Raw genomic sequence first — 13,239 nt, 5'->3', positions numbered from 1 at the left:
CAAAGCGCTTTTCATCAGCCGAATCGAAAAGCAGCCCGTTCGCCTAGCGAGCGGGCTGGTTTGTTCTCTCAATCCGAAACACTTTAAAGCCGATATCAAGCTCCGTCTTCCCCGTTTCATAAACGATTTTCTCCCCCGCGCGGCGGATGCGCTCGCGGCCAATGTCGCAAATCGTCCGAAACCCCACCCGATACGCCTCGGACGTTTCCGCAAGCCGTTCGGGAAGCTGCACCATTATAAACGACCGCCGGCCGCCGTCTTCTGCGTTTTGCTGCATGACGGCATGGGCCGTTGTCGCCGAGCCGGAAAAAAAGTCGAGGATGATGTCATTGTCCTTCGTTGTCAGCGCCACCATGCGCTGAATGAGCTTCACCGGCTTCGGGTAATCCATCACCGCCAGCCCATCGAACAGCTCCTTCAGCTCTTTTTTCGCCTCCTGCGAATGGGACACCTCATCATGCGTCCAAATCGTAAGCGGTGTCACCGTCGGCTTCACTTCGCTTAAAAACCGCTTCAGGCGCGGCACCCCGTTGCCGTCTTTGCCAAACCAAATGCGGTTGTCTTCCACCAGTTCGGTGAAGCGCTCCTTCGTCACCCGCCAGCAATACCCGTTCGGCGGAGAAACGACCCGGCCACCCGGGGTCACGATGTCATAAATTTTTTCCGGAATCGGCGGACCGACCGACAAATCTCCTGACGTCCACGGCCCCCGCGGGTCATTGTCTGGGTTGGCATACCGCCCGTCCGCTTCCGGATGGCGCGGCAAGCCGTACCAAGCCAGGCGATCGATATTTTTCGCGTAACAGAGGATGAAGTCATGGTTGCGCGAGGCGAACTTGTTCATATTCACAGGCGAAAACGCCCGCTGCCAAATGAACGTGGCGACAAAATTTCGCTCGCCAAAAATTTCATCGCACATTTTTCTCAAATTCGCCTGCTCCGTATCATCAATGGAGATAAAGATGGCCCCCGTCTCAGCCAACAGCTCCCGCGCCACCCAAAGGCGCGGGTACATCATGTTGAGCCAGTCGGCATGAGCGCGCGCTTCCTCTATATCCTTCCTACGAGCTGGCGCGCTCTTCTTTTGGCGCCAATGGTCTTTATACGTCAGCACTTTCCCGGTGTTGTACGGCGGGTCGATGTAAATCATTTGAATGGTTCCTGCATGCGTTGCTCGCAACAGCTTTAACGCCTCTAAGTTATCCCCTTCAATATACCAATTGTTCGTCGTCTCCCACTGTTTGCTCGCTGCCTGATCCGGCCGCAATACTCCGGACGCAGGTGTTTCGGCGAGCCGCCTCGCCTCCGCCTTCCCTGGCCATGTGAACTCATACGATTCTTCCCGGCTCCCACAGCCGAGTTCCTTCCGCAACCGATCCCAATCGATGTCCCCGTCCACCACCGCTTCCGGAAAGAGCTTCTTTACCGCTTCAAGCCTTGCATCCGCTACCTGTTTCCTTCTCCCACCGACGTTTGCCATGGCACGCCCTCCCTCCCCCTCCGCCATCTTGTCCGCAACGTTTTTTGTCCACGAAAAAGAGATCGTATTTCCAATATTTCGCCATGGCAAACCGTTTTCCTGCCACAACTCTTAGCTAAAAAATATCCCCGCCTCCTGCAAACGGAAGCGGAGCGTAGAACGTTTCATACGGAGCGATTCCCTTGTCAGACAAGAAAATCCGCCGATCGGACACGAAAACGGCTCTTTACACAAGCTGTCTTCGCCCCACCACCTTCTCAGCGACCGCTTGCTGGATCTCGCTCATATTAAACGGAATAATGACATTTTCGGCTAAATGGCGCTTGCTTTCAAGCAATTCATGCATCAATTCCTCTACTGTCCCCTGCGGAAAGTGGGAACTGTCCCTCGTAATAATATGGTAGACATACACGTCCTTTTGCTGGCCGATGCGATATGCACGGTCAGTTGCTTGATTTTCGACCGCTGGATTCCACCATCGTGTGTAATGAATCACATGGTTGGCACTTGTGATCGTCAAGCCGACGCCGGCCGCTTTTGGGGATAAAATCATAATGCCAAAGCCTTGCATTTCATTAAAACGTCGGACAATCAATTGCCGATTTTTCGCATCGCCATCAATCACTGGAACAGAAATGCCGTATGTCTCCATAAAGATTCGTTTTAAAAGAAAGTGCAGTTTGCGAAATTCAGTAAAGATGAGCACTTTCTCTCCCTTTTGCCGAATCGTTTCAATGATGTGCATCGTTTCTTTCAGCTTCGGCACTTCTTGATAAGAGAGCTGTTCATATTTCGGAATAACCGCACCCGGATGGCCGTACAGTTGACGAAGTCTCGTAATCATATTCAAAATGGCGACCTGACCCATCTCTTTTGTGGCCAACATTGACCGGGCAATTTCCTTCTGTATGGGTGAAGCTTCAACATAAATCGGCGGAACAAGGTGTTTTTTAGGCAAACGGCCATCGAGAATTTGTTGCTTCGTGCGGCGCAAATAGTACGGTTGTAGGGCCACAAGCAACGCATCATAGTCCGACGTTTCTGCATAGCGGAAGCGAAATTCTTTTAGAGAGCCTAAAGCACCGGGCTGGACAAAGTCCATAATCGCCCAAAGTTCGTCTAAACTATTTTCGACCGGCGTGCCGGTCATCGCTAAACGGAAACGTCCTTGCATGGCGCGAATGGCGCGTGAGCGCTGGCTAGTATGAGATTTAATGTTTTGCGCCTCATCGCAAATAATCGCCTGAAATTCAATTTTCCCCAACAGAAGCTGGTCCATTTTGAGCGTGTCATAGCTTGTCAAAACGATATCAAACTGTGAAATGAGCTGCGACGAAGCCAACCGCTCTCTTCCTTTATGAATATATAAACCGTCCAACAAGCTTGGGGCAAACTTTTCGATTTCCGCCACCCAGTTCTCAATAAGGGCTATCGGCAGGACGATCAACGTCGGCTTCAACCGCCCATTTGCTTTTTGATGCAGCAAAAACGCAATGACTTGAATTGTTTTTCCAAGCCCCATATCATCGGCAAGCAGGCCGCCCCTTTCTTGCTCTGCCAAGTGACAGAGCCACTCAAAGCCTTCGATTTGATGCGGAAAAAGCTCCGCTTGCAGCCCGGATGGAACCGGATAGCGCCGGCATGGTGCCCCTTGGGCGCTGTCCATCTTGTATTCAAGTTGTTCTTCGTTATCTTTAATATCAAGAATATACCGGCGCTTCAACGCTTCATCGGCGTCTTTCGGCAGCTGCAGCAACTTCCGGCGCAATAAAGGATCTAGGTAAATCCATTTGCCGTTGTATTCGACATATTGCTGATCCGGATATTTTTCCATCAGTTCGCGCAAAAACGTCTCATCGTACGGAACGGTATGCCCGCTCTCCTCATCAAACCATTGCATTCCGGTCCGCTCATGAAAAAAAGGGCGAACCCGTTCAATCGGGATAAGGCCGCGGACACGTTCTGAAAACTGGTCCAAATCAAATAAATAATCATGCTCAGGCAAGACGGCCGCCGGATTTTCCAAAAACAGCGGCACTTCTTCTCCCGTAATATGCCGTTTTTGCTGCAAATGCATCATATCAGCATGAACCTGCTCCGTGCTGACGAAACGGCTGCGCCCATGGCCTTTTTTTATGCTGCTGACCCGTTGCAGTCGTTGAAGATGGCGGGTTTCCTCCTCATTTCGTCCTTTAACGACAAGCTCGATATGGTCATGGCGGTGCACAGCAACGTCTATATCGTACGCATCAACGACGTGATACGTTTCGTTTTGTAAAAAGTGTTCAAGTTCAATTCCTGCTTCGTTGGCCAGCTGTTGGCAAATGCCGATTTTTTCATATCCTGATTCGTACGATCCCAAAAGCGCTTGTTTCAGCCGATATACGCGTTCCGGGAGCAGCATGAGACGGTCTGGCAGCACATAAATCGCCCCGGCCTGCTTCCCAACCCGATCTAAGTTGCGCCCGCCTGCATCAAACAGTTGCAAAACTAAGTCCGCTTCATGCGGCAACGAACGAAGTGAGAGCTTTCCGCTCACGTGCTCCTCGACAACGGGAAGCCCTAAATGTTGGAGCACTTCTTTGGCGCTTTCGTCTTTAAGCAATTCATAATACTCGCTGTACGGCAAAGTCGAATCGACAAGGACGCCCGAGTCGTAAAGCTCCTCCCAAGCGACATACTGCTGAAATCCTTGCACTTTGTAATATTTTTCGATGTCTTCTTTGGCCATAGGCAGCTTCAGTTCGGCGATGGTTTTGCCGTCATGCAACTGAAACGAAAAATGAATCCCATCCTCATTCGGCGTCAAAACTGCCTTCATCATTTTCCGTTTCTTTTTGAAGAAGAACATCCCTTCTTACCTCCCAGCCGAGTTCGCGGCGAAGCCATTCATCAAATTTCCATTGCCACCCACCGTTATGGCGCAGCCAGCCGCCTGGAATTGTCAAATCTCTATCCATCAGCTCGGTTCGTTTCACTTCCCGCACTTTTCGCCACGCCTTGTTGGCAAACCGCTCGCGTTCGGCGAGCATCCGGTCGATTTTTGGCTGAAAATGGCGCTGGAATACGTCGGTGCGGTAAATATAAACCGCCCCAGTTCCGAGCACTTCCATAATGACAACGTCACGAAAATACATAATCAACGTCGTGCGTTCATCCGTCACAACGACATCCTCTAGCTTTGGAATAAACTTTTCCCAATATTGAAACCGTTCATGGTTTTTATTCACGCCGCCAAAAAAGTCTTTCAATTCCAACCTCATAATCCACTGGGCAAACCGCCGCTTTTCCTCTTCCCCGACATATCTCCATAGCATTGGTTTTCTGTGATACGTTTGCAACTTTTCAAATATCAATCTTCCGAGCGGCTTGACATGATTCAGTTTGCACTTTTTGATCAATGCGTTCGCCATTTTTTGTTGCTGCTCATTTGTCGAAGAAACAAACATATCCCGGTACAACTCTTGTTCTTTGAGAAAAAACGATTCATCGGCCAGCTGGAAAATTTCCATCAGCACGAGTTTAAACAACGGGAAATTTTTCGTTAAATAAAACGTCTCCAATTCCTCTAAAATGCCTTTCTCGCTTTCATATGCCGTCGTCGCCAAATATACAATCGGGTCTTTGCTTGACAAATAACGCCGCCATTTTTCGCTCTTTTCTTTTTCCATTCTTTTTTCAATTTTTTCGATATGAGAGGCATAAGCATAGCGTAAAAGCTTCCAAATTTCATCCAAATCACATGTTTCATACACCACATCGACCAACACACGAAAAAGGCGGCGCTCATGCCGAACGTGTTGCTGGATCACATCAATCATCGCTTTTTTCATCTCTTCCGGAAGCTCTTTTTTATATAAGTTTGGCAAAAGAAGCTTTTCCCGCCTCGACAACTGTTTGACCCATTGTTCGAATGCCGAAGCCGGTGCATCGACTAGCCCTGCAAACTGGTCCGACAACCGTTCAAGCACGCCCCGATATTTCTCATTGCTGTTTTCCATTGTTTTCCCCAAAAGAGGTGGACGCACTTCGCGCAGCCATCGTTTCAGCAATACTGGTTCATACTCATACTTCATTCGTTCACCAACTTTTCAATGGCTTTAATTGCTTCATCGTCCTTAAGACGGAATAAAAATTCAACCCGGCGTGATCGGTCAGGATCATACTTGCCGTTTTCATCCGTCAGCGGATTGCTGAAGCTCCGGCCATTTGCGGTAATGTACTTTTTCGACAGCTCCCGCTCTTTAAAATTCGGAAACTCTTTGCTATAAATATATTCTAAAACGGCGTATGCCCGTCGCTGTGACAAAGACATGTTGTACATGTACGTCCCATTTCGGTCGGTATGCCCTTCGATAATGATGCTTGAAATTTCATCTTTAAACCGATCCTGCAATAAAATCCCCATATACTTAGGAATAAATTGTTGCAAAAACGCCTTCCCCTCCGGAGAAATTTCCGCCGAGTTCGATTCAAACAAAATGCTGCCGGGAAAGCGGATGGCTCCTGTTTGCTGATCAATCTCAATGGCTAGATTCGACTTCTTAAACGCTTCTGTTAAAGCCCGAATGATCTCCGTTTTGACGCTGACAACCTCTTCAATTTGTTTTTCTTTCTCTTCTAACAATTCACGGTAGTCAAGGATGACAAACATCAACAACAAGGCAAACACCATCAACATGGCGCTCATTAAATCCGCATAGGACATCCAATAATTAACTTCCGTCCGTCTCCGATATTTCATGTTGAAGCCCCTGCTTTCCATTTATCCAGATGATCGACTAAGTCTTCCATATTCTCAATGAAATCGCTCTGAACTTCACTGAACTGATAAACGAGCCCGCTCACTTCCTGAACGGCTTTTGTCAACGTCTCATCAAAGTGTTGATACGTTTTGCTCAAACCGCTGTCAATGTTCTCCGCAAAATCTTTCATTGAAAGATGAAGGGCTTCTGTAATCTTCGCCAACTGTTCTTTCGTCATCGCCCAGTTTTGCTGCAGCGTCGCGATTTGCTCTGTCATCTCATGCATGTACACTTTCGTTGTTTGTAATGCTTCCTCCACCGTTTCATTTGTTTGCGTGCGCAGCTGCACAAGCTCTGGAAGAAGCTGTTTTTGCGCTTCCTGCATTTCAAGCAGCTGCTCCTTCAGCTCCCGAACACGGTCAAACGTTTCACGCAACTCGGGAACAAGCGGCGACAGCGCCGCCACAGCCGACTGGACATCGCCGAGCAGCTGCTGCGAATCATGCAGCGATTCTTTTTGAATGCGGAGAGACTCCTCAAACTTGTTCGCCATCGTTTGAAAGGACGCGGAAAGGGAAGATGCAGCATGAACAAGCTGTTCGAGCAACTGGCTGTAATGCGTTTCGACCTGCGCATTAAAGTGGGTAAAACGCTCCACCAGATCGTCGTATTTTTGAGCGAGCAACTGGTTGCTCCGCATCACTTCTTGTTGGACTGGGAGATGGTCTTTTGTCAGCTGCTGCAACTGATAAAACGTTTCTCCTAATCCGTTCATTATGCCTGCCGTTTTTTGATAGCTGTCCTTCATCAGCTCAAGTTCTCCAACCATCTTTTCAAATTGCGCAAACATTTTTTCCGTCCGCTCAAGCGTCATCGCCTGCCGCTCTTCCGTATAAGCAAAACGGCTTGTGAATGACTCAATCGTTTTCATCATTTCTGAGTGAAGCACTTGCGATTGTTGGACAAACTCTCTAAACTTTCCAATCGACTGTTGTGTCCCGCCTGTAATCTCATCAACAAGCCGACTCGTCACATCGGCGCTTGTACTTTTTGTCAACTCAATTTGCGACTCAAGCAGCTTCGCCTGCGTCTCCATCCCTTCATGCAGCTGGGCGAACTGGTCATGAAGCTGACCGAACGCTTGCTGCAGGCTGCCGTGCGACTGCTGAAGCGATAGAGCGATCGGCTGCATCGCCCTTTCAAGCGCATCAGTCAGCAGCGTCTTCAGATGGTCAGCCTGGTGGCGTGATAACTTTTCTAAACGGTTAAGAAACAGCTCCTCATCATCGGTGCTAAGCAAAAAGTCAAGCCGCTCGGAATGCCAGTCGATATTGCGCTCAAGCACGCCACTGATCCAGCGGTCGAACATCGTCCATATTAAAGAAAGCAACACGCCCCATACAGAAGTGTAAAAGGCGACTTTCATCCCATTTATTAAACTATCAATTCCAGACCGCAACATTTCTGTATCACTGACATGCAATTGAGCCAATCCTACTGAGAGACCAACGAAAGTGCCAAGAACACCGAGACTGACGTGAATGCCCGCCCCCATGTCCATCAATGTTCGGTAGCCCATATGATGGTACATCACATCAAATCCAAAAAACGGCTCTACATTAATGCGCTCATCCTCATTTTTCTGCGATACGCGATTATAATATCGCTCCCAAAGTTCTTTATATTTCGACTTTTTCACTTGGGCAAAAAGATTGTGAATGGCCTGATCAATCTCGTAGACGCTTCCATCTAAAGGACGGTTTAATTCCAAAAGCTTTGGCTTCAACTGGTTCATCACCGCAATCTCCCTTTGAATGCGGACAAACTGCCAAACAGCCATCACCAAAAACAAACTAAACTGAAAATAAAGAAACAAATCAGTAAAACCTTCATTTCCGATTTTGTTAATCAAGGAAAACAACGTCTCAAAAACGGTATACAACGTCCCTCACCCGCGCTTTCTATTGTGTAAAGTCATCTGTTGCTAAGAAAAATCCAATCCGTTCCATTCGTCCCCTTCGCTGTTCATCTGATTATTCACTGGAATGGCAAAAAGCGTTCTTCTCTCCGATTCTTACAAAATCATTTTACAGGCGTTACGACCTATCGGCAATATGTAACAAAATAACAATTATATAGATGACTTGGCCGTCCAAAAAAAAATCGCCATGCCCTCCCTCCTCCGGCACAGAAAACAAAACGAGCCAACAAACGGAGAAGGCGACATGGCGGATGGCGACTGTTTATGCGGTTTTTGAGCAAGAAAATGGGGGATTCTCGGATGCATCAAAGAATTTCTCAAGTTGAACAGCGCCTTGATTCATCCTTTTTTCCTGTCAAACTCAGCAGCTTCATAGAGTGTCCATGTTTTCCATCTTCGGACGACTGACTCGGTACATTTGCAGCGCAACACCGTCGACCATAAACGTTTGCGCTTCCCCATGACGTAAAGCGTACTGCTCAAGCCCAACCATAAAGTTGACTCCTTCACGGTATTCCTCGTTGCCGATCACCTGAAGCGGCGGCGACATGAGTTGGCGCGAGAGGAAGAGGATCGCCTTTTTCCGCGCCCGTGTGAGCGAAACGTTGAGGCGGTTCAAACTGTAGATGAACTCCCCTTCCATCACAGCCAGTTCCGGATCGGCGACGCCGTAGCTGATGATCGCCGCATCCACTTCTTGCCCTTGCATTTTATCAACCGTATCGACGAAAAACGGCGGACGCAGTCCTTGGTGTTCAAGCTCACGGCGAATGGCGCGGATTTGCGCCCGATGCGGCGAGATGATAAACAGCCCGCGGCGCCAAAACGCTTGGTCGCCTTCTGATGAGTCATCGTACCGTTTTTCCTCGCTGTCGAGAAGCCGTTCCCGCAACACCTTCGCGATGCTCGCCACCCAGCGCGCTTCCGCCTCGTTTTCTTGGGCACCGTACACGCCGTCATACGTGCAGACGACAAGCGGATAGTCAGGGTCGATCGCCGCTTCCACCCATTCATCGGCAGTTGGGGCATCGGCGAGCGCCAACGTTTGCTCGGCAATTTGCCGGTTGAACGCCGTGTACTCGGAGCCGTAGATCCGCTCGGCTGGGTAGCGGCAAAGCGCCTCATTCATGCGGAAATTGTCCGTCAGTTGGCGGGTATACCGCTTCTCCACATCCGCGTCAAACAGCAGGCGGAAAATCGAGTCGAACAAAGGCGGCTCCCCTTCTGCGGCCGCATACGCCCCTTGAATGATTGGCGGCAGCTGGAAATGGTCGCCGACAATGAGCAGCCGGCCTGCTTTTTTGACATGGCGCAGCGCCAACAGTGAATCGGCGACGCGAATTTGCGATGCTTCATCCAGAACGACGACGTCAAACTCTTCTAGACAGCCTTTTTCATATGCCCTTTGAATGCCGTACAGCGTGGCGCCAAGCACCCGATGGCCGCCGCTGCCAAACCATCCGAGAAGGTCAAGGTCTGCCACCTCGGCGATTCCTTTGGCGTTTTCCGTCTGAATCTCGCCAAGTTTCGCGATATGGACGCTGCGCCGCGGCGCAAGCTCCTGAATTTTGCGCAGAACGTTTTCGATCGCCGCATGGGTGAAGCCCGAAACAAGAATGGCAAGCCTCCGCCCCCGTTTTTCATACATTTCCATCAGCAACCGAAGAGCAACGGCAATAAAATGCGTTTTCCCGGTGCCAGGCGGCCCCCAGACGAGCGTCAACGTATGGCGGAGAAAGTGGAGAAACGCCTGACGCTGGCTTTTTGTCAACCCGCTTCGGCGGAGAAGCGCCTTGACTTCCTCTGCATCCCAGTTGGGACGAAACGTTTTCCGATAGCGAATCGGATCGCGAACTAAGTCCAAGATGCGATGATTGTCCTCGTCCAACTGTTGCAACGCCTGCAAGACGCGCTGGGTGGTAAAATCGGCATGCCGAAGCGACAGCCAATACTCCCCTCCTTCCACAAGCGGGAACCGGTCGAGCCATTTGGGCAACTCGAGCTCGAGTTCAGCTGTCTTGCCATTATCTTCGATGGCGCGAATGCGGGTAAAGTACAAATTGACCCGTTGGGGCGTCTTCCATTCACTGGCGTACTTATGATCAGGAAACGTCTGTTGCGCCTTTTCCCCTTCCTCATTGCACTCCGTCAAAAGCCAGCTCGCCTTCTGGTCGATCGCTTCAAGCGCCTGGCGGTTGTTCAATCGGAACCGATCGCCGCCAAGGTACGTGACATGAAGCGTCACTCCGTTCTCAAGCCGCTCCGAAAGCGGAAGCAGGCGCTTTTGGCGAATATCCAAGTAGTTTAATAGCGCCTCGTAGCGCGCCATAAACGCCAGCTTGGACACAAGCGGATCACGGTAATCAGCCGAATGAGGAAACGCAAATTTTTCCGGCCAGACAATAAGCGGTGAAGGATGGACGCTCTCGGCCCACGCACGGATGCCTTGAATGATGCTGTGAGCGGCCCAAAGGCGGCGGCTCAGCTCCTTCTCGACCGCTTGTCGTTTTTCCATGTCCCCTGTTTGCCAGGCATCATGTAGCACATCCAGTTTCATGGCGTTTGTCAAGCGGAACGAAAAGCGCTCGCTCGCCGAGTACAGAAACGGCGAATCATGGTAGGCCGCAATATACCGCGACAAGTCTTCAAGACGGTACGCAACATGCGTCGGCAAGGCGAACAGCTGGCTCACAGCCGTTGTCAGCACAACGACAGGAAGCGGAACGATTTCATCTGGATGATCGCTGGCGCTTGATAGCACGCTGCTATGGAAATACGACAGCAACCGAACGGCTTTTTCGTTATAGTCTGGATCCAACAAAAGCGCTTGAAGCAGCTGCTGCACATTGTCCCATTCATAGTTGTCGGCGACATACGCCTGCACGGACTTTTGCGCCCGCCACTCTCGCGCTCGGTTGTAATCGTGCACCGTCTGAAGCAGGCGGTCCAGCGCATCGGCAAACTTTCGGCCGACCGCGTCGCATTCCTCAAACGAACCGGCGATAACATGATGCATTTCCGACCCTGTTCCAAACACATCTGTTCCACCAACACGGTACAGCGATGCCGCCGCGATCTTGCCCGTCAACGGATCGCGTTGCGCGGTGAGAATCAGACGGATGTCTTCCCATATCGGCATATGCGTCACCGCCTGGTCATACGGAACGACCTTTTCCTCCGCAATCGCCTCAAGCTGCGCTTCAAGCCGCCGAAGTTGACGCGCCAATCCAGCGTTTTGTTTTAGGACGTGTCTCGTTTCTTGACGCTCAAGAAGTTGGCGAAACTCGTCGATCGTCTCAGGCAGCTGCCGCTCGCGAATAAAGCGGGACGCATGGCTCGATAAGTACGGAACGAGGGAAATATGCGACTGTTCCCGCGCTTTGTCTAAACAATAATCGTAAAACGGGCACCATTCGCAACGGTAATCCAAGTGCCAAAACAGCTCATCAAGTTGCTTTTCGGCCAGTGCCGTCAATTCGCTAGCCAAAAACTGCTCAAGAAACGGAAGCAGCTGTCCGATATCTGTCAGCTGCGGCTGCTCGGTTTTGTACGTCCATATCCCGGCTTCGCGCAAATCGACGCTGCCCTTAACACCGTGCTCCTCTAACACCGAGGACAACATCAACGCGTACAGCGCCGTTTGCACGCGGTGGGAAAGCTTCAACACGTCGGATGATTTGATGTCGATGATGCGGAACACAAAGCCGTTTTGCCCCGGAATGCACTCAATCAAATCCGGACGACACGCCGCAAATCGGATCACTTTCAGATCCAACCCGTACCGTTCGTAAAAGCGCGGCGGCGCGATCAATGTCGGCTGGTATAAATAGCGCTTGCTCGGCTGCTTCAGCTCGCGGATCGTCTCCTCTCCATCCAAATAGCAGTGGGAAATCGGTGCGCCAGGCTCTCGCTTCCCCATCTTCACCTGGCCGGCCAAATAGGTCGTAATCACTTCCTCTTCCCACTCAACCCCTCGGCGCAGCACGCTCTGATGCACCGCGGGCCGCTCAAACAGCTCTTCCGGCACATCGAGCTCGCCGCGTCGTTCTTTCGCCAACGACTGAAAATAAAAATTCCGCTCGCACTCATGATAAAAATAGCTTGCGATTTTGGCAGGAGAAACGTAAAGCATACATCGATCCCTTTCTAAAAACATACTACCCGACATCCGCACTGGGACTTGTCAGTTTGTTTATTCATTGTATCATATGTTTGTACGCTTTCCTATATACACCATTCGTGCTTGTTCGACAAGAACATATGTGCTATAATGAAGGAAATTAGAATGAAAGAGGGGCCAACCATGAGCGAAGAGATCCTCTTGCAGTTGTTCAACCGCCTTGGTCATATCGAGAACACGCTGCACCTCCTCGTCGAAAGCCACAAACGGCTGGAAGCAGAACAACAAGAAATGCGGAAAGAGCAACAGGAAATCCGTAGAGAACAACAAGAAATGCGGAAAGAGCAACAGGAAATCCGTAGAGAACAACAGGAAATGCGGAAAGAGCAGCAGGAGATCCGAAGAGAACAGCAAGAAATGCGGAAAGAACAGCAGGAGATCCGAAGAGAACAGCAAGAAATACGGAAAGAGCAACAGGAGATCCGAAGAGAACAGCAAGAAATGCGGAAAGAACAGCAGGAGATCCGAAGAGAACAGCAAGAAATGCGAAAAGAACAAGAAGAATTCCGGCGGATCCAGCAAGCTCTCCTTGAAGGCCAAAAGCGGTTGGAAGAAGAACAAGCCCATATCAAAGCTGGCCAAAAAGAGCTGTATGATCTGATGTCTGCTCTTCTTCACCGCCAGGATGAAACCGACGCCGCACTCGACGCCCTCGCGATGGACGTGCATAAACTTCACGGCGAAGTCTCTTCCATCCACCAAAGACTCGACGCCTTAGAGAAAAAAGTCGATTCCCATGCCCAATCATTCACCGAACAGTTGAACAACATCAAACTTGACATCACCTTCCTCTCGAACAAAGTCATCGAACACGAACGGGAAATCTACAAAATTAAGAATATCATTTTATGAC

The 13,239-nt window shown here is 50.1% G+C and carries 7 protein-coding genes; 1 reads left to right on the top strand and 6 read right to left on the bottom strand.

All coding sequences use genetic code 11. From position 1 onward, the window contains the following. Positions 1-43 precede the first annotated feature (43 nt). The 6 genes from A0V43_RS04295 to A0V43_RS04270 form a co-directional block, all read right to left on the bottom strand. Entirely contained in the window at positions 44-1,480 is a 1,437-nt protein-coding gene (locus A0V43_RS04295) for a site-specific DNA-methyltransferase (RefSeq protein WP_063192463.1), read from the bottom strand. Between the two features lie 226 nt (positions 1,481-1,706). After that, entirely contained in the window at positions 1,707-4,331 is a 2,625-nt protein-coding gene (locus A0V43_RS04290) for a DEAD/DEAH box helicase (RefSeq protein ID WP_063192462.1), read from the bottom strand. Beyond that, a complete protein-coding gene (locus A0V43_RS04285; protein ID WP_063192461.1) occupies positions 4,276-5,556 on the bottom strand; it encodes a hypothetical protein in 1,281 nt (426 codons plus the stop codon). The genes A0V43_RS04290 and A0V43_RS04285 overlap by 56 nt, the downstream gene beginning before the upstream one ends. Next, positions 5,553-6,224: an OmpA/MotB family protein gene (locus A0V43_RS04280; RefSeq protein WP_055359051.1), complete on the bottom strand. Its 672-nt coding sequence runs from the start codon at positions 6,222-6,224 to the stop codon at positions 5,553-5,555. Before A0V43_RS04280 ends, A0V43_RS04285 begins: the two co-directional genes overlap by 4 nt. Then, positions 6,221-8,167, bottom strand: a complete 1,947-nt coding sequence (locus A0V43_RS04275; RefSeq protein ID WP_063192460.1) for a MotA/TolQ/ExbB proton channel family protein — start codon at positions 8,165-8,167, stop codon at positions 6,221-6,223. The genes A0V43_RS04280 and A0V43_RS04275 overlap by 4 nt, the downstream gene beginning before the upstream one ends. Positions 8,168-8,576: 409 nt before the next feature. Then, positions 8,577-12,338: a bifunctional RecB family nuclease/DEAD/DEAH box helicase gene (locus tag A0V43_RS04270; RefSeq protein WP_063192459.1), complete on the bottom strand. Its 3,762-nt coding sequence runs from the start codon at positions 12,336-12,338 to the stop codon at positions 8,577-8,579. A 171-nt stretch (positions 12,339-12,509) separates the two neighbouring features. On the opposite strand from A0V43_RS04270, the gene A0V43_RS04265 reads away from it, so the two are divergent. Next, complete coding sequence (locus tag A0V43_RS04265) at positions 12,510-13,238, top strand: coiled-coil domain-containing protein (protein ID WP_063193802.1); 729 nt, start codon at positions 12,510-12,512, stop codon at positions 13,236-13,238. Position 13,239: the final 1 nt, after the last annotated feature.

Source organism: Geobacillus sp. JS12 (assembly GCF_001592395.1).
Taxonomy (GTDB): Bacteria; Bacillota; Bacilli; order Bacillales; family Anoxybacillaceae; genus Geobacillus; species Geobacillus zalihae.
This window is presented reverse-complemented; position numbering and strand designations above follow the sequence as displayed.

Bases quoted from the DNA above. Each gene is read 5' to 3' on its own strand.
- A0V43_RS04295 (WP_063192463.1), bottom strand. From the start codon at position 1,480: ATGGCAAACGTCGGTGGGAGAAGGAAACAGGTAGCGGATGCAAGGCTT.
- A0V43_RS04290 (WP_063192462.1), bottom strand. From the start codon at position 4,331: ATGTTCTTCTTCAAAAAGAAACGGAAAATGATGAAGGCAGTTTTGACG.
- A0V43_RS04285 (WP_063192461.1), bottom strand. From the start codon at position 5,556: ATGAAGTATGAGTATGAACCAGTATTGCTGAAACGATGGCTGCGCGAA.
- A0V43_RS04280 (WP_055359051.1), bottom strand. From the start codon at position 6,224: ATGAAATATCGGAGACGGACGGAAGTTAATTATTGGATGTCCTATGCG.
- A0V43_RS04270 (WP_063192459.1), bottom strand. From the start codon at position 12,338: ATGCTTTACGTTTCTCCTGCCAAAATCGCAAGCTATTTTTATCATGAG.
- A0V43_RS04265 (WP_063193802.1), top strand. From the start codon at position 12,510: ATGAGCGAAGAGATCCTCTTGCAGTTGTTCAACCGCCTTGGTCATATC.